This window comes from Stenotrophomonas lacuserhaii, assembly GCF_039674585.1.
GTDB lineage: Bacteria > Pseudomonadota > Gammaproteobacteria > Xanthomonadales > Xanthomonadaceae > Stenotrophomonas > Stenotrophomonas pennii_A.
On record NZ_JBDJNU010000035.1, the window covers coordinates 16,897 to 39,429 of the forward strand.

A 22,533-nucleotide genomic window follows, 5' to 3' on the forward strand; every position below is an offset into this window, starting at 1 on the left:
GGGATGTTGGCCGTGCCTGGCCGGGGGAGCCGCCTTACGGGACAGCGGCAGGATCTGGACGCTCGGGCGCCGACTCGATGTTCGCGGGCAGTGCCGGGGCGTTCGCGGACTCGCTCGCCGCGCCCCTGGCCGGGTCCACGTTACGCGGCCATCCGCGTCCCGCCACCACCTCGCCGAGGACACCATTATCGCCTGTCGCGGCCGGCTTTCCCAACAGGCTTTCAGCAAATGGGGACGAACCGCTGGACGGCAAGGGCAATCCGGCCGGCACCAGCCCATCCAGCGACGACGGCAGGCCCTGGGGCACCATCCGTTCGAGGTTCTGCATGGGCCTTGAAACATCTGGCAGCTGGGCATCCATCCATCCCACCACCGGCTGCAGCGCCGCACGCAGGTGGGACTGCTGCCACGCCGGTTCAGCGGTGAGTGGGGTGAAGGTGGCCATCAACAGCAGCACCGCGCTGATGAAGCCGCCACGCACCAGGCCCAGGGCGCCGCCCAGCATGCGGTCGGCCCCGCCCAGCAGCGCCATGCGCAGCCCGGCGCGGACCAGCATGCCCAGCACGGTGACCGCGATCAGGACGGCGAGGAACACCGTCACATAGCCGCCCACCAGGTGGCCGTTGCCCGGCTGCGCCGGCGCCGACCACAGGTGCGCCACGTCGTTGCCGAACAGGAAGGCCGCCCAGCCGGCAAGCAGCCAGGACAGCGTGCCGACCACGATGCCGACGAAGCCCCGCACGAACCCCAGCAGGGTTGAGATGGCGATCACGCAGGCCAGCACGATGTCGATCATGCGGGCGGGTTTCCTTGGGCGTCCTGGCCGGGAATGGGCATCAGGGGTGCGGTCTGACCATGCCGGCCACGCCGACCCGGGCGGCGACCTGCGCCTTCAGCTGGTCGGCCTCGGCCCGGTTGGCGACCGGCCCGACACGGACCCGGCTGAGCACGCCTTTGTCGGTGCGGACCTGGTCGACGAAGGCGCTGAAGCCGGCGGCGCGCGCTTTATCGCGCAGGGCGTTGGCATCGGCGGCCTGGCCGAACGCGCCCAGCTGCACAGCGAAACCCACGCCGCTGGCGGCCGGCGCTGCCGGCGCCTTCACTTCCGGCTTCACTTCCGGCTTGGCCACCGGCGCAGGCGTCGCCGGCTTTGCGGCGACAGCCTTGGTGTCCGGCGCAGGGGTCGGGGTCGGCTTCGGTTCGGGCCTGGGTGCGGGCGCGGCGGCCGCTGCGGTGGGCGCGGAGTCCGGCAGCGCTTGGGTCTGCACCGGGTTGCCGCCCAGCGGCGTGGTGGTGGCGGCCGGCGCCTGCGCGGTCGCGGCGGCGGCAGCGGCGTCGACGTTGGCGTCCAGGGTGACCACTTCGGCGCGCACGTCGCTGCGGATCTTCACAGCCTGCAGCCGGGCCGATTCTGCCTGTGCGCGGTCAACGAAGGGGCCGACGCGGACACGCCACGCCTGCTTGCCGTTGATCGTGGCGGTCTCGCTGAAACCGGGCAGCTGCGCGCCCTTCAGATGGGCGATCACGGCATCGGCGTCGGCCTTGCTGGCGTAGGCACCGAAGCTGACCGCGAAGTTGCCGGCGGCCACGGCCGGACCGGTATCCGCCGTGTTGGCGGCAGCAGCGGCGGATTCCTGCAGTGGCGCCGCGCCGCGCAGGCCACTGTCACCCCCAGCGGGTGCGGCCAGCGGCAGCTCGCGCGTTTCGAACTGGGCATTGGCCGGCGCACCCGGCACTTCCAGCGGCACGCTGTCGGCGGTGCTGTTGCGGGCAGGGCCGGTCACCAGCATCGGCAGGAAGATCACGGCAAGGGCCACCAGGACGATGGCACCGATCAGACGCTGTTTCAGGGACGTATCCACGGATGGCAGGCAACAGGTGGGAACTGCCGATGATTATACGGTCCTGCCGTGATGCCGCGTCGGCAACGGCTGAACGCGGCTCAGGCAGCGGCCTGCAGCCAGGCCAGCGCTTCGGCGGCGGTATGGAAGGAACCGAACACCAGTACGCGGTCACCCTGCACGGCCTGCGCCAGTACCTGGGACAGCGCGTGGATCACCGTATCGGCCTGTGAAGCATCCGCGGCAACGGTTCCGGCCAGTCGGGCCGCCAGCGCTGCGGCGTCCTGGCCGCGCGGGCCTTCCAGCCCGGCCAGCGTCCATGCGTTCACGGCCTCGCCAAGCGCCTGCACCACGCCGACCGCATCCTTGTCCTGCAGGGCGGCATACACCGCCAACGTGCGCCCGCTGACCGGTTCAGCCTGCAGCGCGCGGGCCAGCGCGGCGGCCGCCTGTGGGTTGTGGCCTACGTCCACCAGCACGTTGATCCCGTCACGCTCGACGCGCTGCAGCCGGCCGGCGATGCGCGCGGCGGCGATGCCGTCGGCGTACGCGTCGCGTGGCAGCGAACGGCCCGGTGGCAGCTCCAGCGAGCGCAGCGCGGCAATCGCCGCACCGGCATTGGCCAGCTGCACCGGGCCGGCCAGCGACGGCATCGGCAACTCAAGGCGCACGGCGACATCGCGCCAGGCCCAGGTCTGCGCGTCCAGGGTTTCGTTGAAATAATCGCTGCCGGCGCGGATCGCGTTGGCACCGATCAGGTAGGCCCGCCGCAGCACGCTGGACGGCGGATCGATCTCGCCCAGCACGGCCGGCTTCCAGCCCCGCAGGATGCCGGCCTTTTCGGTGCCGATGCTCTCGCGGTCATCGCCCAGCCAGTCGGCGTGGTCGATGTCCACGGTGGTGATGACGGCCACGTCGGCGTCGACCAGGTTCACCGCATCCAGGCGCCCCCCCAGCCCGACTTCCAGCACCGCCAGGTCCAGCCCGGCCTGTGCGAACAGGTACAGGGCTGCCAGCGTGCCGTATTCGAAGTAGGTCAGCGTGGTGTCGCCACGCGCGGCTTCGACCGCGCCGAAGGCCGCGACCAGTGCGTCATCGCTGGCTTCTTCGCCATTGATGCGCACGCGTTCGTTGTAGCGCAGCAGGTGCGGCGAAGTGTAGGCGCCGACCTGCCAGCCGGCGGCCCGCGCGATCGCTTCGACGAAGGCCACCGTGGAGCCCTTGCCGTTGGTGCCGCCCACCGTGATGGTGCGCTGCGCAGGAGCGCCCAGCTGCAGGGCGGTGGCAACGGTGCGCACGCGCTCCAGCCCCATGTCGATGGTGGCCGGGTGCTGGCGTTCGATGAAAACCAGCCAGTCGCTGAGCGTAGTGGGCAGTGCAGTCACGGTGGGACGTCCAATCGATTCGGTTACAGGGCGCGGTGCTTGGCTTCGCCGAAGAACGGCGTGTGGTGGGCGCAATCGTTCATGCGCACCACTTCCAGCTGTTCGATGTCCGGACCTTCCAGCAGGTTCAGCGTGGTCGGCGCCTGGCGGAAGCTCCACAGGCGGCTGATCGGCAGGCCGAGGATCCGGCACAGGATGACCCGGTTCACCGCATCGTGGGCCACGACCAGCAGCGTGTCGTCCTCGCCGAGGCCTTCGGCGGCACGTGCCAGGCCACGCCAGCTGCGGTCCAGCACCAGGCGCAGCGATTCGCCGCCCGGCATCAGCACGGTGTCCGGTTCTTCACGCCAGGCGCGCAGCCGCGACGGGTCTTTCTCATGGATCTCGCTGGCCAACAGGCCTTCCCACTCACCGTGGGCGATTTCCTGCAGCTCCGGTTCGGTCAGCAGCATGTCGGCGCGGGCGCCGAGGGCCAGCTGCGCGGTGCGCTGCGCGCGTGACAGCGGCGAGGCCACCGCTCGGGTGATGTCCACCGACTTCAAGCGCTCGCCAAGCGCCTGCGCCTGGGCTTCGCCGATCGGCGACAACGGGATATCGATCTGGCCCTGGTAACGGCCTTCGGCGTTCCACGGCGTTTCGCCGTGACGGGCAAGCAGGATGCGCATGCGGGGTACGGGTCCTTGGGGGGAGGAGGTCCGGCGTTTCGTTCACGTCCTGTGAAACCACGCCGGAGCGCCATCATACCTGCTCCGCCTGAAGCCCCGCCGTGGGAAAACAGGGCGGATCCGATGGGGAATCCGCCCCGTGAGCGTTTACTTCGCCAGGTTCAGTTCTTTCAGCAGCTGCGGCGCCGGCGCCACTTCCTGCATGATCCACTGCATGTAGCGGCTGTCCACGGCGATCATGCGGGTCATCACCGGATCGAACACCCAGTTGGAACTGACCGATTCCCAGTTGCCATCGAAGGCCAGGCCGACCAGCTTGCCGTGCGCGTCCAGCACCGGCGAACCGGAGTTGCCGCCGGTGATGTCCAGGTTGGACAGGAAATTGACCGGCACCGAACCGACGCGCTTGTCTTCCAGGCCGCCATACCGCTTGGCCTTGACCGCATCCAGCAGGGCCTTCGGCGAATCGAACGGGTCTTCGCCGGTTTCCTTCGCCACGATGCCTTCCAGCGTGGTGAACGGGGTGTAGTTCACCCCGTCCTTGCCGTAGCCCATGACGTTGCCGAAGGTGATGCGCAGCGACAGGTTGGCGTCGGGATAGACGAATCCGCCCTGGCTCTTCTTGTAGTCCGCCACGGCCTGCAGGTACAGCGGACGCGCGCTGAGCGATTCACCTTCGCGGATCTTCTTCTGCTCTTCCTGCTTCAACAGCGCCGGCATCATCGCCACCGCGTACTGGATGGCCGGATCGGTGCTCGCTTCGAATGCGGCGCGGTCGGCGGTGAGCCACTTCAGGCGCTCATCCAGGCTGCCGAGCCGGGTGCCACCCAGCTTGCCGACCAGTGCCTTGACCGCGTTGGCATCGCTGCCGGCCAGCCACTGGTTCAGCACCGCGTTGTCGCGCTGCGCGGCCGGCAGGGCGACATACTGGTCCAGCCAGTACTGCTGCAGCTGCTGGTCCATCTTCGCCACGTAACGGCGGTCCATCTGGCGGATGCCACCCTCGATGGTGGGCAGGTCGCGCTGCTGGTAGCCGGCTTCGCGCTCGGCGTCCGGCTTGCTGCGCTCGATCGCGGTACGGTACAGGGTGATCGCCGAACCCACGGCGGAGGTGTTGTTGAACTGGTTGACGAACAGGTCACGCTCGCGCGTGCTGCGGCCGGTTTCCAGGTGCTTGAGCAACTGCGCGTGCGCGGCCAGCGCCGGCTTGCCGGCGGTGCCCTGCTGCTTCAACCAGGCCAGCACCTGCGCCTCTTCGGCCTGCTTCTGGCCGGCCGCATCGATGCGCTTGAAGCCTTCCAGCTGGCCCACGTAGTTCTTGGCCACGTTGTTCATGCTGGCCGCGGTGGCGGCGTACTTCACCTTCACGTCGGCGTCGGCCTTGCCGGCATCTTCGATCAGTTTCAGCACGGCGTTGTAGTGGCGGGCGATGGTCGGATAGGTCCAGTCGGCGGTTTCGTTGAATTCGCCAGCCAGTGCGTAGCGGTTGGTGCGGCCCGGGTAGCCGGCCACCATCACGAAGTCATCGGCACCCAGCGGCTGGTCGGCGAACTTCAGGAAGTGCTTCGGCTGGTAGGGCACGTTGTCGGCTGCGAAGGCGGCCGGCTTGCCGTCCTTGCCGACGTAGGCGCGGTAGAAGGAGAAGTCGCCGGTGTGGCGCGGCCACATCCAGTTGTCGATGTCACCGCCGAACTTGCCGACGCTGCCCGGGGGGGCGTAGACCAGCCGCACGTCCTTGATTTCCAGGTTGCGGAACAGCCGGTAGGTGTTGCCGCCGGAGAAGCTGTAAAGGCGGCAACGGAAGCCGGCGTCGGCCTCGCACGCGGCGACCTGCGACTTGTCGAAGGCATCCAGCGCGCGGGTGCGCGCCAGCGGGTCCTTGCCTGCCGCGGCGATGGCGGCCTTGGCCTGCGCGGTCACATCGGTGATCTGGTCGAGCACGTACACGCGGGCATTCGGGCCGGCGCTGAGTTCGTCGCTGGTCTTCGGGGCGTTGAAGCCGTCCTTGATCAGGTTCTTTTCGGCCGTCGAGTTCAGCTGGATGGCGCCGTAGGCACAGTGGTGGTTGGTGACCACCAGGCCCTGCGGCGAGACGAAGCTGGCGGTGCAGCCGCCGAGGGCGACCACCGCGCCCATCGGGTCACCCGTCAGGTCGGCGAGCTGCTCGGCCGACAGCTTCAGGCCGGCCTTCTGCAGGGGGCCGGCGATTTCCGGCAGCTGCTGCGGCACCCACATGCCTTCTGCGGCATGGGCGATCTGGGCCAGGCCAAGGCTGGCGACGATGGAGAAAGCAAGCAGGTTCGAGCGCATGAAGCGGCCCTTGGGTAATGGAACCGTCGATTCTAGCCCGCCTTCGACAGGTCCATGGCGGCCTCCGGTAGCGCCGACCCATGGTCGGCGGCCTGCGTGCCGGCGGCCGGGGTGGCTGTGCAGGACACGCCGTGAACCCGTCCATGGGGGCTCGCTGTTGCCATCCATGGCAACAGACGGTCCTGCACAGCCACCCCGCCCCGCCTTGGACAGGCCACCGGTGGCCTGGCAGCGCCGACCCATGGTCGGCGGCATTACGCCGGCCGACCCGCGCTGCAACATGGCGCGGGCGCTGGCGGCTTTATAATCCGCGCCATCTTTCCCCCTGTGAGTTCCACCGAGATGGCACAAACGATGAAGGCGCTGGTCAAGCGCGAAGCCGCCAAGGGCATCTGGCTGGAAGAAGTGCCGGTGCCGGTGCCGGGCCCCAACGAGGTGCTGATCAAGCTGGAAAAGACCGCCATCTGCGGCACCGACCTGCACATCTACCTGTGGGATGAATGGAGCCAGCGCACCATCAAGCCGGGCCTGACCATCGGTCATGAGTTCGTCGGCCGCGTCGCCGCGCTCGGCAGTGCGGTCACCGGCTATGAGGTCGGCCAGCGCGTTTCGGCCGAAGGCCATATCGTCTGCGGCCACTGCCGCAACTGCCGCGGCGGCCGTCCGCACCTGTGCCCGAACACCGTCGGCATCGGCGTCAACGTGAACGGCGCCTTCGCCGAATACATGGTGATGCCGGCCAGCAACCTGTGGCCGATCCCGGACCAGATCCCGTCCGAGCTGGCCGCCTTCTTCGATCCCTACGGCAATGCCGCGCACTGCGCGTTGGAGTTCAACGTGATCGGCGAGGACGTGCTGATCACCGGTGCCGGCCCGATCGGCATCATCGCCGCCGGCATCTGCAAGCACATCGGTGCGCGCAACGTGGTGGTCACCGACGTCAACGATTTCCGCCTGAAGCTGGCCGCCGACATGGGCGCCACGCGGGTAGTGAACGTGGCCAACCAGTCGCTGAAGGACGTGATGAAGGAGCTGCACATGGAGGGCTTCGACGTGGGCCTGGAAATGAGCGGCAACCCGCGTGCGTTCAACGACATGCTGGACTGCATGTACCACGGCGGCAAGATCGCGATGCTCGGCATCATGCCCCGCGGCGCCGGCTGCGACTGGGACAAGATCATCTTCAAGGGCCTGACCGTGCAGGGCATCTACGGCCGCAAGATGTACGAGACCTGGTACAAGATGACCCAGCTGGTGCTGTCCGGCTTCCCGCTCGGCAAGGTGATGACCCACCAGCTGCCGATCGATGACTTCCAGAAGGGCTTCGACCTGATGGAAGAAGGCAAGGCCGGCAAGGTGGTCCTCAGCTGGAACTGATCGGGCGCGCGAAGCGCGTCCGATCAGTTCTCCCGCGTGTTTCCTTATCCCCGCGCCTGTCGGCGCGCCCCCTTGAACAACAAGGGGCTCTCCACCAGAGGGAACAAAGGGTCACATGATTGAAAAAGGCGCCTGCAAGGGCGCCTTCTTCGTTGTGCATGACGTGCGCTGCACGGTCGCACGCGGGGCGCTGGTTACTTGCCGATGGCTACGCTGAACACCACGCGGTTGTCGGCCAGGTAGCCGTTGTTGTCGCGGCCGGCGCCATCGGTGCCGTGGAAGCCCAGGCCAAGGTTGAACAGGCCGAACTGACGGCTGACGCCGATGTTGAAATCGGTGTAGTCCTTGCCGAAATCAGTCTCCAGCGAGGTGCGTCCGACGTTGGCCGCCAGGGTGAAATCCTGCGGCAGCGCCCACTCACCGCCGACGGCGTAATACCAGCTTTTGGTATCCGAACCGGACAGGTCATTGGTGTAGGCGACGGTGAGCTTGTACTGCTCGGCAAAGGTGGTGCTGGTGATCAGCTCGTTGTAGTTGAGCTCGCTGGCACCCGGGTAGGTGTAGCGGTTGAACAGCACATCGAAGTTCACGTTGTCGCTGACGTCGAAGCCGTAGCCGATCAGGAAGTCCACTTCGGTGCTCGGGTCGCCCGGCCCGAAGTCCACGCCCGATCCCCATACGCCGGCATACAGGCCGACCGGGCTGGTGTAGGTGAAGCCGGCCTGCAGGGTCGGATCTTCGTCCGTCTGCGACACGCCACGGAAGACGTAGTCGGACACCGCGGTGACGTTCCAGCTGTAGGGGGACTCGGCTTCCTGCGCGCTGGCGGCGAACGAGGCGAGGGACAGGACAGCAGCAGCGGCAAGACAGCGGACGGCGTGCTTCATGGGCGTCTCCGGGGGGCGATGGCGGGAGGAGGGACATGGGGCGTGGCGCGGACCGGCTGCGGAATCCATCCGGTTCACGGTTTTTTAACCTGTTTGATATTGCAACGCAACACGTTCGTGCTCCCTGCCCTGCCGCCCTTCGTCGGCCGGGGCAGGTAAAATCCCGGTTTTCCCGTGTTGAGCCGTGCTGCCACCATGACCGAATCCTCGCCTGACCTGACCCGCCATTACGCCGAGGAACTGGACGCCATCCGCGCCCAGGGCCTGTTCAAGTCCGAGCGGATCATCACCAGCCCGCAGTCGGCGGAGATCACCCTGGAAGACGGCCGCACGGTGCTGAATTTCTGCGCCAACAACTACCTGGGCCTGGCCGACCATCCGGACCTGATCCAGGCGGCCAAGGACGCGCTGGACAGCCACGGCTTCGGCATGGCGTCGGTACGCTTCATCTGCGGCACCCAGGACCTGCACAAGCAGCTGGAAGCGCAGATCGCCGGGTTCTTCGGCAAGCAGGACACCATCCTGTATGCGGCCTGCTTCGACGCCAATGGCGGCCTGTTCGAGCCGCTGCTGGGCGAGCAGGATGCGATCATTTCCGACAGCCTCAACCACGCCTCGATCATCGACGGGGTGCGCCTGTGCAAGGCCAAGCGCTTCCGCTATGCCAACTGCGACATGGCCGATCTGGAAGCGCAGCTGCAGGCCGCCGACGCAGCCGGTTGCCGGACCAAGCTGATCACCACCGACGGCGTGTTCTCGATGGACGGCTTCATCGCTCCGCTGGACGAAATCACCGCGCTGGCCCGGAAGTACGGCGCGCTGGTGCACATCGACGAGTGCCATGCCACCGGCTTCCTCGGCAGGACCGGCCGTGGCTCGGCCGAAGTGAAGGGCGTGCTGGAGAAGATCGACATCATCACCGGCACCCTCGGCAAGGCGATGGGGGGTGCGCTGGGCGGCTTCACCACGGCCAGGGCCGAAGTGATCGAACTGCTGCGCCAGCGCTCGCGCCCGTACCTGTTCTCCAACTCGCTGCCGCCGCACGTGGTGGCCGCCGGCATCAAGGCCTTCGAGATGCTGGCCGCCGCCGACGACCTGCGTGAAACGCTGGTGGCCAACACCACCTACTTCCGCGAAAAGATGGTCGCCGCCGGCTTCGACGTGAAGCCCGGCGTGCACCCGATCAGCCCGGTGATGCTGTACGACGCGCCGCTGGCGCAGAAGTTCGCCGAGCGCCTGCTGGAAGAAGGCATCTACGCGATCGGCTTCTTCTTCCCGGTGGTGCCCAAGGGCCAGGCGCGCATCCGCACGCAGATCAGCGCAGCGCACACGCGCGAACACCTGGACCGCGCCATCGATGCCTTCACCCGCATCGGCCGCGAACTCGGCGTGATCTGACAAAAAGGGGACGGAGGGCATTAAGTCGTATCCAGCCAGCACAGGCTGGATACGACTTAATGCCCTCCGTCCCCTTTTTTGTGTCAGCGGCCCTTGGCGACGCGGATGCCGTTGGCTTTCATCCAGGCGTCGAATTCGTCGGCGGACATCTTCTTGTCGCCTTCGCTCATGTTGAAGCGGTAGCTGCCGCGGCCGTCCAGTTCGGGGACGCGCACTTCGATGATGTCCTGTGGCGGCGGTGGCGGGGCCTTGGCCAGTTCTTTCTTGTGGCTGCAGGCGCCCAGCGCTGCCAAAGGCAACAGCAGGGTCAGGCGCAGTGGAGAGGTCAGGAAACGCAACACGGTGGGATACCTCTTTCAGTCAATGCAAAGCCGGGCCCCCCTTGCGCCCGGAGCGGGACCGACGCCAGGCGTCGGCCGCGGGTCTCAGCCCGGTCCTGCAGCGGCCTCCAGTTGCCGCCGGTCCTGCGTCTGCAGCATCCGCCACTGGCCCTTCGGCAGGTCGCCGAGCAGCAGCCCGCCGATGCCGATGCGGACCAGCCGCAGCACCTGCAGGTCGAACGCCGCCAGCAGGCGACGGATGTGCCGGTTGCGCCCTTCGTCCAGCGTCACTTCCAGCCACGAGGTCTTTTCGCCGGTACGCAGCAGTTTCACCGCGCGCGCGGCCAGGAATTCCCCTTCGTCCTCGATGCCAGCGCAGAATGCGGCGAGCATCGACGCGTCTGGAATTCCATCCACCTGCACGTGGTAGGTCTTGTCCGGGCCGGTGGCCGGATCCATCAGCGCGGCCGCCCACTGCGGGTCATTGCTGAACAGCAGCAGGCCTTCGCTGGCTTTGTCCAAGCGCCCGACCGGCGCCAGCCACGGCAGGCCGGCCCCATCGAAACAGCGGTAGACCGTATCCCGGCCCTGTTCGTCCTGGACGGTGGTAACCAGGCCGCGCGGCTTGTTGAGCATCAGGTAGATGCGTGGCGCGGCATCCAGCGGCTGGCCATCCACGCGCACCTGCTGGCGGCCGGCCTGGATCGGGAATTCGGGATCACGGATGGTGCGCCCATCCACGCTCACGCGGCCGGCGGCGATCCAGCGCGCGGCTTCAGTACGCGAACACAGGCCCGCCTTGGACAACACGCGTGCCAGTCCGTGGCGAACGCCCCCGCCTGCGGCAGGCGCCGCGCGTGCGCCGGCAGGGCGGGCACGGGCGCTGGGGCTGGCAGGTGGGCGCCGTGGCCGCATGTCCTGCCCTGCCCCCACTTACTTCTTGTCGACCGGCTTGGTCTCGGCGGAGGCTTCCACCGGTGCGACCGGTGCGACCGCAGCGGCCGGTACCGGGCGGGCCTTGACCACGCGCACGCCACGCGCCTTCATCCACGCGTCGAACTCTTCGGCGGTCATGCGCTTGCCGTTCTGGCTCATGTCGAAGCGCCATGGCGTGTTGTCGAACGCGGTCTGCGGCTTGTAGGCGGCCGGATCGTTCGGACTCACCGCCGGTGCACTCGGCATGGCCTTGGCCACGTTCTGGCAGCCTTCGATGCGCAGGCGACGCAGCACGCTGTCCAGCGACTGGGCCTGTTCGTAATTGGTGGTCAGCACGCCGGCGGGCATGCCCAGGCGCGAATTGCGGGTGAACAGCTCGCTCGCCACCGGTGCGATCGCGGTGGCCGGCAACGGCAGCGGAGCGCTGCTGGCCGAGACCGAGCAGTCCACGGCAGCGTGGGCGGCGGGAACCAGGGCCAGGGCCAGGACGACGGCCGATGCAGTGCGCAGCATGAGGAGCATCCAGAAAAGTGGGTAGTGGCGCGAGTTTAACAGCGACACAACGGCTTTCAAGATCCTACATTCAATGAATACGGCAACTCATTGGTTTTTTTGTTGTTTCGGATAAGCGGTACATTTTCGTACGGCACAAACAACAAGACCCGGCCGAAGCCGGGTCCTGCTGTGTGCCTTACCGGTGAAGCGTCAGAACTCAGTTCTGGACGTTCAGCTCGGTACGACGGTTCTTCGCACGGCCTTCCGGGTTGTCCGAACCATCAGCATTGGTGTTCGGCGCAATCGGGCGGCTCTCGCCGTAACCGACCGGACCCTGCAGGCGCGAAGCAGCAACGCCGTTGGAGGTCAGGTAGTTGTACACGGCGGTAGCACGACGCTCGGACAGCTTCTGGTTGTACTCGTCGGAACCCTTCGAGTCGGTGTGACCAGCAACTTCAACCTTCAGGTCCGGGTAACGGGTCAGGATCTGCGAGGCTTCGCTCAGGATCGCAACCGCGTCAGGACGCAGGTTGGCCTTGTCGAAGTCGAAGTTGACGCCCTTCAGGTCGATGGAGACCGGGACCGGGCAACCGTCCGGACCGATGGTCTGGCCAGGCTGCGAATCCGGGCACTTGTCGTCGCAGTTGTTGACGCCGTCACCGTCGTCATCCAGGTCGGCGCAGCTCGGGGCAACCGGAGCCGGAGCCGGCACGGCAGCGACCGGAGCCGGTCCCAGCGGGATCACGACGCCGACCGAAGCCAGCACGTCGCCGAACCAGTCTTCGCTCGGAGCGGCAACGCTCTGGTCGTCGAAGTCAGCGCGGTAGGCGACTTCGGCACGCACGGCAACGCGCTTGTCGAAGGTGGTCTGCAGACCGGCGCCGAGCTTGGCGGCGAAACCGCCGTCCTTACGCTCGATCGGGCCATTGGCGTTGACGGCAGCCGACTCTTCTTCCGACTTCTGGTAGCCCAGGCCGAACAGCAGGTACGGGTTCCAGCCACGGCCTTCCTGCACGAAGTGGCGACGCAGGTCCAGCGAGGCGCCGTACTGCGACCAGTTCAGGTCCTGGTTGGCGTCGAAGTTCGGGTTCTGGTAGTTCAGCTCACCGTCGAGCGACCAGTTCGGGCTGATGAACTTGCCCAGGCCCAGGGTCACGAACGGAGCATCGTTGGTGGTGCGATCGCTGTCCTGGAAGTTGAAACCAGCCGAACCGGTCAGGTACCAGCGGTCGTCAAACTCCTGTGCCGAAGCAGCCTGGGCGAAAGCCAGACCACCCAGCAGCGCGGCGGTAAGGATCTTCTTGTTCATTGAGTACAGCTCCTATATCGGGGGTATGAAACCGGTAGAGGCATGGGCCAGCACTACGACAGCCGATTCAGCACGCCACCGCCGCGAACATTATGCTCAGGGGAGTGAAGGCCATGTTAACAGTCCCGTAACATGTGAAAAACGGGCGCCGGGCCTCCACCGGACCGGCGGTTGCACCCTATACAGGATCATGAAAAACCGCAACAGTAAGGCGTGGCAAGGGTTTTACCGGGCTTCAGTCTCGCGCTGCAACATTTTGATTTGGGCAAAAGTCAAGCGTTCATCCGGCAGCCTGCGCCGTGAGGAACTTTATGCGCGGGACGAGTCTGAACCGCCATACCGCGCCGATCACGACGAACAACGGGTTTTATCTGCCAGCGGCCAGGACGAATGCGGAGGGCATGTCATGGCGTGTCGAGGTTGAATGCATGGCCGCGGATTCGCCTCGACGATCCGGCGGCGTTCAAGCGCGCGGTCATCGTGTTCGCATGCCGGAGTGGTGATCGCGAAGCTGTTCGGCGTACATGCCGCTTGTCTGTATCTGTTCGTCGCCGTTTGCACGACCTATGGTGGCAACAGACCGCACAGACCGATGCCATGCCCTCCTCCCTGCCCCTTCGCCTCATCCAGTTGGTTGCCGGCCTCCTGCTGTACGGCTTCGGGATTTCCCTGATGGTGCGTGCCGCCATCGGGGTGGCCCCGTGGGATGTCCTGTCGCAGGGCATCGCCGCCCACACGCCGCTTTCCTTCGGACTGGCCACCAATGTCATCGGCGCGGCGGTCCTGCTGCTGTGGTGGCCGCTGCGGCAGAAGCCGGGACTGGGCACGGTGCTCAACGTGGCGCTGATCGGTCCTGCCGCGCAGTTCGGGCTGTGGCTGCTGCCTGCGGTGGAAGGCCTGTGGCTGCGATTGCCGCTGTTTGTTGCCGGGCTGCTGCTGATCGCCGTAGCCACCGGCCTGTACATCGGCGCACGCCTGGGGCCTGGCCCGCGCGACGGGCTGATGACCGGGCTGCACGCCCGCACCGGCTGGCCGATCTGGCAGGTGCGCAGCCTGATTGAAGGCAGCGCGTTGCTGGTGGGCTGGCTGCTGGGTGGAAACGTGGGACCGGGAACGCTGGCCTTCGCGCTGCTGATCGGGCCGCTGTGCGGGATGACGCTGGGCTGGTTCGGCATCGGCAAGCCACCGCACGCGGCACCGGCGGTGATTCCACCGGCCTGAGTCGCGCCCCGTCGGCAACCGCCGGCGGCTTCCCTGCGGCAGCGCGTCTTGCGAGGAAGGCCGATTCACGGCACGCTGGGCGCTTCCGTACGCAAGCGTATCCACGATGACGCCCGCCAGCGACAGCGCCTACCCCCACCTTTTCACTCCGCTCGACCTGGGCTTCACCCAGGTGCGCAACCGGATCCTGATGGGCTCCATGCACACCGGGCTGGAAGACCGCGCCCGTGATTTCCCACGCCTGGCCGCCTATTTCGCCGAACGCGCCGAGGGCGGTGTCGGCCTGATCGTCACCGGCGGCTTCGCGCCCAACGTGGTCGGCTGGCTCAAGCCGTTCGGCGGCAAACTGAGCTGGCCATGGGAAGTCCGCCCGCATCGCCAGCTCACCGCGGCCGCCCACCAGCATGACGCGAAGATCTGCCTGCAGTTGCTGCATGCAGGACGCTACGCGTACCACCCGTTATCGGTGGCGCCATCGAAGCTGAAGGCACCGATCAACCCGTTCACTCCGCGCGCCTTGACCAGCCGCGGCGTGGACCGGCACATCGCCGATTACGCGCGCAGCGCGCGGCTGGCCCGTGATGCAGGCTACGACGGCGTGGAAGTGATGGGCTCGGAAGGCTACCTGATCAATGAGTTCGTCGCTCCGCGCACCAACACCCGCACCGACCAGTGGGGCGGCGATGCCGCGCAGCGCATGCGGTTCGCGGTGGAGATCGTGCGCCGCATCCGCGAAGCCTGCGGCCCGGACTTCATCATCATCTACCGGCTGTCACTGGTGGACCTGGTCAGCGATGGCAGCAACTGGCAGGAAATCGTCGCCCAGGCGCAGGCCATCGAGGCGGCCGGCGCGACCCTGATCAACACCGGTATCGGCTGGCACGAAGCACGCATTCCGACCATCGCCACCTCGGTTCCGCGCGGCGCCTTCGCCGGCGTCACCGCCAAGCTGAAGCCGCACGTCAGGGTGCCGCTGGTGGCCACCAACCGGATCAACATGCCCGACGTGGCCGAGCGGATCCTGGCCAGCGGCGGCGCCGACATGGTGTCGCTGGCGCGTCCACTGCTGGCCGATCCGCAGTGGCCCAACAAGGCACGTGCCGGCCGGCCCGAGCGCATCAACACCTGCATCGCCTGCAACCAGGCCTGCCTGGACCACGTATTCGAGAACAAGCTGGCCAGTTGCCTGGTCAATCCGCGCGCCGCGCACGAAACCGAGCTGGTGTACCGGCCCACCGCATCGCCGCGGCGCATCGCGGTGGTGGGTGCGGGACCGGCGGGCCTGGCCTGCGCGACCGTCGCCGCAGAGCGCGGCCACCACGTCACCCTGTTCGACGCGCACGACGAGATCGGAGGCCAGTTCAACGTGGCCAAGCGGATACCGGGCAAGGAAGAGTTCCACGAGACCCTGCGTTACTTCCGCCACAAGCTGGAGGAAACCGGCGTGCAGCTGCGACTGGGCTCCCGCGTCGGACCCGCCGCGCTCGCCGGCTTCGACGAGGTGGTGCTGGCCACCGGCATCCTGCCGCGCAAGGTCGATTTCCCCGGTGCCGGACATGCCAAGGTGGTGGACTACCTGGACGTGCTGCTTGGTCGCGTCACGGTGGGGCCGCGTGCGGCGATCATCGGCGCCGGCGGCATCGGCTTCGATGTCGGCGAATTCCTGAGCCATGCCGGTCCGTCGCCGTCGCTGGACACAGCGAGCTGGATGGCCGAATGGGGCGTTGATCCGAGTTTCGAAGCGCGCGGCGCCCTGGCCCGTCCGGTCATCGTTCCTTCGCCACGCAAGCTCTGGCTGCTGCAGCGCAGTGCCGGACGCCCGGGCGCGAAACTGGGCAAGACCACCGGCTGGATCCACCGCGCCACGCTCAAGGCGAAAGGCGTGACCCAGCTTGGCGGCGTGGAGTACCTGGGCGTGGATGATGCCGGGCTGCATATCCGCGTGGAGGGTGTGGAACAGCGGCTGGATGTCGATCACGTGGTGATCTGCGCGGGCCAGGAGCCGAACCGTGGGCTGCACGCAGAACTTGCCGCTGCCGGTATCACCGCGCAGCTGATCGGCGGTGCGGACGTGGCCGCAGAACTCGATGCCAAGCGCGCGATCGACCAGGGCAGCCGCGTCGCCGCTGCCCTCTGAAAAAGCTGAATAGGGGCAGTGAGATCGGCTTTCCGACCCTGCCCCGAACCTGAATGTCAACCCGTTTAATTCAGGATGCGTTGCGAAATACCCCCTTACCTTGCGCCAACTTTCCCGCTCACCACCCAGTTCCGGTGAGCAGGTGCGGCCCGCCTGATCGATCGTCGATCACTTTTCGTGGCCGCCCACGGGGTGACCCCGATGGTCGCCTCCCCATGACGCCAAGCCGTACCCACGCCTCTGCCGGCCACTCGCCGACGGAACCGCCAGGTCCGGCCCATACGGAGCAAGGAGTTATATGAAACTGGCCTGGATTCTCTGGCTGTCGCAGTTGTTGCCGCAGCCGGCCGCTGATTCGTTGTGCCTGAGCACGACCGTTTACCTGGAAGCCCGCGACCAGACCGTGCGTGGTCAGCAGGCCGTCGCCGAAGTGGCCCTGCGTCGCCGTGACAGCGGCCTGTGGGGAGACTCGATGTGCCAGGTAGTGACTGCGCGCAAGCAGTTTGCCCCGACCATCGTCGCCCCCGGTACCCAGCTGGCCAATGACGCCGCCTGGCGCGAAGCGATGACCGTCGCCTTCGATGCTGAACGCAACTGGGCCCTGCCGGTCAGCGAGCGCAAGGAGATCGTGCCCGGCGCGAGCCACTTCGCGGCGCTGTCGATTGCCAGCCCGAGCTGGCGCAATGCCTACCAGGTCGCCACCATCGGCGATCACACCTTCTACAAGGTGCAGAGCCTCAAGCCGCGCCAGTCGTAACGGACTGTTGTGCCAGCGCGTCATTGCCGCGTGCTGCGGGCTCCGCGATAGTGTTGGTCTGTTGCCACCTATCCCGCGCGGAGTTCCCATGAAGCTGTACAGCAAGCCCGGTGCCTGTTCCACCGCCGACCACATCGCCCTGCAGTGGACCGGCCAGCCGTTCGAGGTTGAACTGCTGGATCGTGAGTCCCTGAAGAGCCCGGAATTCCTGAAGATCAACCCGGTTGGCTCGGTGCCCGCGCTGGTCGACGGCGACTTCGTGCTGACCCAGAACGCGGCCATCATGGGCTATATCGCCGATACGCATCCGCAGGCAGGCCTGGCAGGCGATGGCAGTCCGCGCCAGCGTGCCGAAGCGGCGCGTTGGCTGTCCTTCGTCAATTCCGACGTGCACCCGGCGTTCTCGCCGCTGTTCGCGCCGGGCAAGTTCCTGGCTGATGAAGGGCAGAAGGAAGCACTGGCCGCCGCCGCGTACAAGCGCCTGCGCGGCCTCTTCGAACAGGCCGATGCACAGCTGGCCGACAAGCCGTGGCTGGCCGGATTCCGCAGCTTCGCCGATCCCTACTTCTATATCACCCTGCGCTGGGCCGCCGCGGCGAAGGTCGACCTGTCCGGCCTGGAGCATCTTGCCGCGTACAAGAAGCGCATGGATGCCGACGCCGGCGTGCAGGCCGTACTGAAGGCCGAAGGCCTGGCCTGATCGGTGTCAGCATGGCACGCGCGGTGACCGCCCCGCGCGCACCTGCCGCTCAGCGCTGGATATCTATATCGGTGCAGTTGAAAAATCCCTCGTTGCCGGCATCATCCCGCTGCCAGTAGTGGTACAGCACCGCGCGGCCGGCCCGGTCCGCAGGGATCGGCACTTTCACGGTGTAGGTCCGATAGGGCGTGCCTGGAACGGGTTGCGGGGCATCTTCGTTGTAGATTTCCTCCAGGTCCTCCCAGCGCAGGGCCCGGCTGCCGTCATACGACGGCTTGGACAGGAACACCCTCATCCACGACGGATTGTGGGGTTGGGTGAGATCCCACACCAGCTCCAGCCGCCCCTGTGCATCGGGGGTGACCGGCTGGGCCCGCCAGGGGTGGGTGGCCTGGTCCAGGCCGCGCTTGCGCGCATCGCCGCCGGCACACAGCAGCCCATCGGGGACGGCCGACTTGAGCTTCTCCAGGGTGTCGCCCTTGTCCTGCGGGTTCGCTGATACCTCGTTCCACTGCTGGAACGGCCACGGGTCCATGACCTCCCGGTAAGCCTGGCGGCAATCCGCAGCGGGTATCCCACTGCCGTCGGCGGGCCAGTCGTAACCGCGTTCCTTGAAGCACAGGTATTGACGGGCGATGGGCGAGGCCAGCGCGCCGTGGGCGCGTGCGTGGCCCCAGGGACCCAGCACACCGCCGGCAGCCAAGGTCGCCAGGATGAACGATGAAATGGCGCTGCCATACGCTCGACGCTTCATGGGCTGCATCCTTTGTCAGGCGCGACCGGAGGATGGCCGCACGGACATTGCACCGTGCCCAGCGGGACGAAGCATCAGGGCAACGCCACGGCAACGCTGCGGCCGTTTCAGCCGATGAAGCGTAGGGGCTTTCCTTCGCTGTCGCGAAGGCAGGAGCGGCGGATGTCGATTGAAAGCGCGTCGGAGATCCGCGCCATGCCGGCCACGGGCTGGAGCGCCTGCCGCAGGCGCTCCCGTGCCCCCGGTGACAGCACACAGATCCGCTGCAGGTGATCGCCGGTCACGCGGTCCTGCTCGCCCGGTTCGAACATCCAGCGCTTCTGCGCGCCGACGATCTCCAGCGGCAGCCCCGTGCCCAGGCGGACCTCCAGCAGCTCCCGCAGGCGCTCGACCTGCCCTGCCCCGAGCACCAGCGTGACGGCGCCGGAATCAGCGCTGTCCTGCCATTCCAGCGTTTCCACCAGTAGCAGGCCGGTAGCCGCGCGCTGCGCCCGCGCCGCTGCCGCAACGCGTGCGGCCACCCCGGGGTCGGACAGCGCGCAGGCACGTGCGAGGTCGGTGATCCACAAGGGCATGGACGGTTCCAGCGCCTCCAGCACGCCGCCGGTGGAGCCGGCCAGGATCGCGGCATGTTCATCATCGGTCAGGCCCACCGCCTGCAGGAACTGCAGTCGGCCATTGGGGGTATCACGCACCGGCAGCTGCGGGTCCTGGATGAAAGCCAGGTGGCGCAGTGCCGTGGCGTGGTCCGCTGCGATCGGCCCGTTGGCGTCCAGATGATGGCCCGCCTCCAGCACGTTGCCGCTCTGGAACACATAGCGCGCCAGGTTCTGCAGCAGGCTCATCGGCCACGTAGGCGGGCTGTCCGCCCCGCTGCTGCCGGCCGCCGCGGCCAGCCGGAACGTCAGTTCGAAGCCGAAACCGCTGACCTCGGCGTCGTCGCTTTCCTTTTCGAACAGTTCGGACAGGCCGTAGCTGACGTAGTGCCAATGCGGGCGCCCCTGCTCACTCCAGTAGACACTGACCCCATCCAGAGGGTCGTTGCCGCCGAGGGTCCACGGCAGTGCCGTGCCGAAGTGACGCGGCACCTGATGCGGATGCGCGGCGCACAGCGCCTGGCTGATGGCATCCCAGCCGGGGGTGCCGTTGTCATCCTTCATGGCGGTGGCAGGCTCGGAAGCGGAAGCGGAAGCGATCTGCACGATGGAACCTGGATGAACCGGGCGCTTACTTTAGCCCAGCTGGGCGCCGACACGCGGGCGAACAAGCGCCAGTTCGATCGAACCTTGCATGCATCCGGAGCCACTCCATTCATGCGCTAGCTGGCCACCGCAGGCTCCAGCTGCTGCCGTGTTTCCTCCAGCCATCGCGAGGCCAGCGCGCTGCTGCGGGCCTTGCCGATGGCGGCCACCATGTCCGGCACCAGCTGCTCCAGCGCCGCCGCATCGGTGCAGCGCTCTATCTTCAACTGCATGAAATAGCCCTTCAGGCCGAGGTGGCGGCGCACCGATTCACTCATCCAGTCATACAGGATGCGATACAGCGCGGGGTCCTGGCCGCGGCCCTCGGTCAGTGCAGGGGGGCGTGCCGGTGCCGCCGTGCCACCCACCTTCTCGATCAGTCCCTGTGCCGCCAGTTGTTCCAGCGCGTCGGGCGGCGCGCGCAGGCCCGGCAGCAGCTCGCGCAACGCGTCGTCGTCGCGCTGCCCGTCCACCATCAAAAGGATTGAACGCAGCGCGGCGGGCAGCCGCCGTGCGCGATCATCGATTTCCTGACGGCCAGCGGCCGTCTTGGCATGCAGCAGCGCCATGTGGTTCCCCCTGTTTGGACTCCCGTTGCCCCCGGCTGCGGCCACCCCGCCTGTTTCCCCCAGGCGGGTCGCCGTGTGGCAGCACGATGACAGGCCGAGCTTAGCGCAGTCGCGCAGCCGGCGAAGCTGCACTGCAGCACGCCCGTGGCGCGGGGACCGCAGCGGCGGTGCCACCCGTCCCCCGCGAGCCGTTCAGCGTCCCAGCGCGCGCCGGATCTCATCCAGCGCCGCCGGGTCATCCAGGGTGGACAGGTCACCCGGATCACGCTGCTCGGCGAGCGCCTGCAGCGAACGCCGCAGCAGCTTGCCCGAACGGGTTTTCGGCAATGCATTGACCACGTGGATGTGCGCCGGCCGCGCTACCGCCCCCAGCGAGGCCGTCACTGCCGCCATCATTTCCGCCACCACCGGCGCCGGGTCTTCCCCGTTCAGCCCGTGCTTGAGGGTCACGAACACCAGCGGCACCTGTCCCTTCAGTTCGTCCTTGACCCCGATCACCGCCGCTTCGGCCACCCGCGGATGACCGGAAATGGCCTCTTCGATCTCGCGCGTGCCCAACCGGTGCCCTGCCACGTTGATCACATCGTCGGTGCGTCCCAGGATGAAGGTATAGCCGTCTTCGTCGCGGATCGCCCAGTCCAGCGAGCTGTACAGCAGTTCCTTGAAGTGGCTGAAGTAGCTCTGCAGGAAGCGTGCGTCGTCGTTCCAGACCGTGCTCATGCAGCCCGGCGGCAGCGGCGGGGTCATCACCAGCACGCCCTTCTGCCCCGGTGCGACCTCCGCCCCGCTGTTCTCGTCAATCACCTTCATCCGATAGCCCAGGTTGGGGAACCCGGGCGATCCGAAGCGCACCGGTTTCATGTCCAGTCCGGGAAGCAGGGTCAACGCCGGCCAACCGGTTTCGGTCTGCCAGTAGTTGTCGATGATCGGCTTGCCCAGTGCTTCGTTGGCCCAGTGCGCGGTGGGCTCGTCCAGCGGCTCGCCGGCCAGGAAGATGTACTTCAGCGCTTTCAGGTCATGCCGGCGGATGAAGTCGACGTCGTGCTTTTTCAGCACGCGGATCGCGGTCGGTGAGGAGAACAGCGTGCGCACGTTGTACTGCTCGCACAGCGCCCACCAGATGCCCGGATCCGGATGGGTCGGCAACCCTTCGTACAGCAGCGACGTGCAGCCGCCGATCAGTGGGCCATACACGTTGTAGGAGTGCCCCACCGCCCAGCCGACATCGGAGGTGGAGAACATCACCTGGCCCGGCTGGCAGTCGAACACGGTCTGCATCGACTGGGCCATCGCCACCGCATAGCCACCGACATCGCGCTGCACGCCTTTCGGTTTGCCGGTGGTGCCGGACGTATACAGCAGGTAGCTGGGTTCGCTGGATTCCAGCCACTGCACGGGCACGTCCACCTCCCCGACCTCGGCGCGCAGGGTGGCGTAGTCGATGTCGCGCCCGGCCTGGCGCGGCTCGGCCGGGTCCAGCCCGCGCGACACGATCAGCACGTGCGGGGGCGGGTTCTGCGCCTCGGCGCAGGCGGCGTCGACCATGCCCTTGTAGGGAATGAGCTTGCCACCGCGCATGCCCGCATCGGCGGCGATCAACAGCTTCGGCCGCGCGTCATCGATGCGCAGGGCCAGGTTGTGGGCGGCGAAGCCGCCGAACACCACCGAGTGCACGGCGCCGATCCGGGCGCAGGCCAGCATGGCGAACACCGCCTCGGCCATGTTCGGCATGTAGATGACCACGCGGTCCCCATGGCCGACTTCCAGCCGCTTCAGCACGGCGGCGAAGTCGTTCACTTCGCGGTACAGCTGGCGGTAGGTGATTTCGCGCGTGCTGCCGGTTTCGGTGGACACGGCCACCAGCGCGAGCTGGTCCGGCCGATCGGCCAGGTGGCGGTCCACGGCGTTGTAGCACAGGTTGGTTTCGCCGCCGACGTACCACCGCCGGAATGGCGGGTTGCTGTAGTCGAGCACCTGCCGTGGCTGCTTGTGCCAGTAGATGCGATTGGCTTCTTCGCCCCAGAATTCCTCCGGCTCGTCGATCGAACGGCGGTAGGTTTCTTCGTAGTCCATGACACAGCCCTCCCAGACAAAGTCATGGGATCGAGCATAGAGCGCCAGCAGCGGCGCGAACGCCCCGACCTTGGTCGTACAACGTCAAAAGCTGCAGGGCTGGTTGTGGGCGGGGCGGGGTGGGTTCGCGGGGGACGGCAACAACCGCATCCTGCGGG

General features: G+C 67.2%; 21 protein-coding genes. 7 read left to right on the plus strand and 14 right to left on the minus strand.

From position 1 onward, the window contains the following. Positions 1-34: 34 nt before the first annotated feature. From ABE522_RS13200 to ABE522_RS13220, 5 genes are all read right to left on the minus strand, one after another. Entirely contained in the window at positions 35-796 is a 762-nt protein-coding gene (locus tag ABE522_RS13200; protein ID WP_346592087.1) for a CvpA family protein, read from the minus strand. Positions 797-836: 40 nt separating this feature from the next. Beyond that, complete coding sequence (locus ABE522_RS13205) at positions 837-1,862, minus strand: SPOR domain-containing protein (protein WP_346592088.1); 1,026 nt, start codon at positions 1,860-1,862, stop codon at positions 837-839. Positions 1,863-1,942: 80 nt separating this feature from the next. Continuing rightward, complete coding sequence (gene folC, locus ABE522_RS13210) at positions 1,943-3,226, minus strand: bifunctional tetrahydrofolate synthase/dihydrofolate synthase (RefSeq protein ID WP_346592089.1); 1,284 nt, start codon at positions 3,224-3,226, stop codon at positions 1,943-1,945. A gap of 23 nt (positions 3,227-3,249) precedes the next feature. Beyond that, positions 3,250-3,891 (minus strand): histidine phosphatase family protein, encoded by a 642-nt coding sequence (locus ABE522_RS13215; protein ID WP_057507005.1) that lies wholly within the window; start codon positions 3,889-3,891, stop codon positions 3,250-3,252. Between the two features lie 147 nt (positions 3,892-4,038). Beyond that, positions 4,039-6,201, minus strand: coding sequence for a S46 family peptidase (locus ABE522_RS13220; protein WP_346592090.1), 2,163 nt, complete (start codon positions 6,199-6,201; stop codon positions 4,039-4,041). A gap of 342 nt (positions 6,202-6,543) precedes the next feature. Here ABE522_RS13220 and tdh point away from each other — a divergent pair, with 342 nt between their 5' ends. Beyond that, the gene (tdh, locus tag ABE522_RS13225) at positions 6,544-7,578 is read left to right on the plus strand and encodes an L-threonine 3-dehydrogenase (protein WP_346592091.1); all 1,035 of its coding nucleotides are present in this window, start codon (positions 6,544-6,546) and stop codon (positions 7,576-7,578) included. 194 nt (positions 7,579-7,772) lie between these two features. Here tdh and ABE522_RS13230 read toward each other — a convergent pair whose 3' ends face one another. After that, positions 7,773-8,465, minus strand: coding sequence for a TorF family putative porin (locus ABE522_RS13230; RefSeq protein WP_346592092.1), 693 nt, complete (start codon positions 8,463-8,465; stop codon positions 7,773-7,775). Between the two features lie 195 nt (positions 8,466-8,660). Here ABE522_RS13230 and kbl point away from each other — a divergent pair, with 195 nt between their 5' ends. Then, the gene (gene kbl, locus ABE522_RS13235) at positions 8,661-9,863 is read left to right on the plus strand and encodes a glycine C-acetyltransferase (RefSeq protein ID WP_346592105.1); all 1,203 of its coding nucleotides are present in this window, start codon (positions 8,661-8,663) and stop codon (positions 9,861-9,863) included. Positions 9,864-9,946: 83 nt separating this feature from the next. Here the strand turns inward: kbl and ABE522_RS13240 are convergent, their stop codons facing one another. The 4 genes from ABE522_RS13240 to ABE522_RS13255 all read right to left on the minus strand — a co-directional run bounded on the left by ABE522_RS13240 (position 9,947) and on the right by ABE522_RS13255 (position 12,923). After that, positions 9,947-10,204, minus strand: coding sequence for a hypothetical protein (locus tag ABE522_RS13240; protein WP_346592093.1), 258 nt, complete (start codon positions 10,202-10,204; stop codon positions 9,947-9,949). A gap of 84 nt (positions 10,205-10,288) precedes the next feature. Next, a complete protein-coding gene (locus ABE522_RS13245; RefSeq protein WP_346592094.1) occupies positions 10,289-11,098 on the minus strand; it encodes a pseudouridine synthase in 810 nt (269 codons plus the stop codon). An 18-nt stretch (positions 11,099-11,116) separates the two neighbouring features. After that, a complete protein-coding gene (locus ABE522_RS13250) occupies positions 11,117-11,632 on the minus strand; it encodes a hypothetical protein (protein WP_346592095.1) in 516 nt (171 codons plus the stop codon). Between the two features lie 199 nt (positions 11,633-11,831). Further along, positions 11,832-12,923: an OmpA family protein gene (locus ABE522_RS13255; protein WP_346592096.1), complete on the minus strand. Its 1,092-nt coding sequence runs from the start codon at positions 12,921-12,923 to the stop codon at positions 11,832-11,834. 190 nt (positions 12,924-13,113) lie between these two features. Here ABE522_RS13255 and ABE522_RS13260 point away from each other — a divergent pair, with 190 nt between their 5' ends. The 5 genes from ABE522_RS13260 (at position 13,114) to ABE522_RS13280 (ending at position 17,738) form a co-directional block, all read left to right on the plus strand. Then, entirely contained in the window at positions 13,114-13,347 is a 234-nt protein-coding gene (locus ABE522_RS13260; RefSeq protein WP_346592097.1) for a hypothetical protein, read from the plus strand. 173 nt (positions 13,348-13,520) lie between these two features. Further along, positions 13,521-14,144, plus strand: a complete 624-nt coding sequence (gene yczE, locus ABE522_RS13265) for a membrane protein YczE (RefSeq protein ID WP_346592098.1) — start codon at positions 13,521-13,523, stop codon at positions 14,142-14,144. Between the two features lie 106 nt (positions 14,145-14,250). Continuing rightward, positions 14,251-16,281, plus strand: a complete 2,031-nt coding sequence (locus tag ABE522_RS13270) for an NADPH-dependent 2,4-dienoyl-CoA reductase (RefSeq protein ID WP_346592099.1) — start codon at positions 14,251-14,253, stop codon at positions 16,279-16,281. 298 nt (positions 16,282-16,579) lie between these two features. After that, the gene (locus ABE522_RS13275; protein ID WP_042615053.1) at positions 16,580-17,038 is read left to right on the plus strand and encodes a cell wall hydrolase; all 459 of its coding nucleotides are present in this window, start codon (positions 16,580-16,582) and stop codon (positions 17,036-17,038) included. 88 nt (positions 17,039-17,126) lie between these two features. Beyond that, positions 17,127-17,738, plus strand: coding sequence for a glutathione S-transferase N-terminal domain-containing protein (locus ABE522_RS13280; RefSeq protein WP_346592100.1), 612 nt, complete (start codon positions 17,127-17,129; stop codon positions 17,736-17,738). Between the two features lie 49 nt (positions 17,739-17,787). On the opposite strand, the gene ABE522_RS13285 is transcribed toward ABE522_RS13280, so the two are convergent. The 4 genes from ABE522_RS13285 to prpE all read right to left on the minus strand — a co-directional run bounded on the left by ABE522_RS13285 (position 17,788) and on the right by prpE (position 22,375). Continuing rightward, entirely contained in the window at positions 17,788-18,492 is a 705-nt protein-coding gene (locus ABE522_RS13285) for a lytic polysaccharide monooxygenase auxiliary activity family 9 protein (RefSeq protein WP_346592101.1), read from the minus strand. A 107-nt stretch (positions 18,493-18,599) separates the two neighbouring features. After that, positions 18,600-19,694, minus strand: coding sequence for a suppressor of fused domain protein (locus ABE522_RS13290; protein WP_346592102.1), 1,095 nt, complete (start codon positions 19,692-19,694; stop codon positions 18,600-18,602). Between the two features lie 116 nt (positions 19,695-19,810). Next, a complete protein-coding gene (locus tag ABE522_RS13295) occupies positions 19,811-20,302 on the minus strand; it encodes a hypothetical protein (RefSeq protein WP_346592103.1) in 492 nt (163 codons plus the stop codon). A 192-nt stretch (positions 20,303-20,494) separates the two neighbouring features. Next, the gene (gene prpE, locus ABE522_RS13300; protein ID WP_346592104.1) at positions 20,495-22,375 is read right to left on the minus strand and encodes a propionate--CoA ligase; all 1,881 of its coding nucleotides are present in this window, start codon (positions 22,373-22,375) and stop codon (positions 20,495-20,497) included. Positions 22,376-22,533 lie beyond the last annotated feature (158 nt).

Bases quoted from the DNA above. Each gene is read 5' to 3' on its own strand.
- ABE522_RS13200 (WP_346592087.1), bottom strand. From the start codon at position 796: ATGATCGACATCGTGCTGGCCTGCGTGATCGCCATCTCAACCCTGCTG.
- ABE522_RS13215 (WP_057507005.1), bottom strand. From the start codon at position 3,891: ATGCGCATCCTGCTTGCCCGTCACGGCGAAACGCCGTGGAACGCCGAA.
- ABE522_RS13220 (WP_346592090.1), bottom strand. From the start codon at position 6,201: ATGCGCTCGAACCTGCTTGCTTTCTCCATCGTCGCCAGCCTTGGCCTG.
- tdh (WP_346592091.1), top strand. From the start codon at position 6,544: ATGGCACAAACGATGAAGGCGCTGGTCAAGCGCGAAGCCGCCAAGGGC.
- ABE522_RS13230 (WP_346592092.1), bottom strand. From the start codon at position 8,465: ATGAAGCACGCCGTCCGCTGTCTTGCCGCTGCTGCTGTCCTGTCCCTC.
- kbl (WP_346592105.1), top strand. From the start codon at position 8,661: ATGACCGAATCCTCGCCTGACCTGACCCGCCATTACGCCGAGGAACTG.
- ABE522_RS13245 (WP_346592094.1), bottom strand. From the start codon at position 11,098: ATGCGGCCACGGCGCCCACCTGCCAGCCCCAGCGCCCGTGCCCGCCCT.
- ABE522_RS13250 (WP_346592095.1), bottom strand. From the start codon at position 11,632: ATGCTGCGCACTGCATCGGCCGTCGTCCTGGCCCTGGCCCTGGTTCCC.
- ABE522_RS13255 (WP_346592096.1), bottom strand. From the start codon at position 12,923: ATGAACAAGAAGATCCTTACCGCCGCGCTGCTGGGTGGTCTGGCTTTC.
- ABE522_RS13260 (WP_346592097.1), top strand. From the start codon at position 13,114: ATGAAAAACCGCAACAGTAAGGCGTGGCAAGGGTTTTACCGGGCTTCA.
- yczE (WP_346592098.1), top strand. From the start codon at position 13,521: ATGCCCTCCTCCCTGCCCCTTCGCCTCATCCAGTTGGTTGCCGGCCTC.
- ABE522_RS13270 (WP_346592099.1), top strand. From the start codon at position 14,251: ATGACGCCCGCCAGCGACAGCGCCTACCCCCACCTTTTCACTCCGCTC.
- ABE522_RS13275 (WP_042615053.1), top strand. From the start codon at position 16,580: ATGAAACTGGCCTGGATTCTCTGGCTGTCGCAGTTGTTGCCGCAGCCG.
- ABE522_RS13280 (WP_346592100.1), top strand. From the start codon at position 17,127: ATGAAGCTGTACAGCAAGCCCGGTGCCTGTTCCACCGCCGACCACATC.
- ABE522_RS13285 (WP_346592101.1), bottom strand. From the start codon at position 18,492: ATGAAGCGTCGAGCGTATGGCAGCGCCATTTCATCGTTCATCCTGGCG.
- ABE522_RS13295 (WP_346592103.1), bottom strand. From the start codon at position 20,302: ATGGCGCTGCTGCATGCCAAGACGGCCGCTGGCCGTCAGGAAATCGAT.
- prpE (WP_346592104.1), bottom strand. From the start codon at position 22,375: ATGGACTACGAAGAAACCTACCGCCGTTCGATCGACGAGCCGGAGGAA.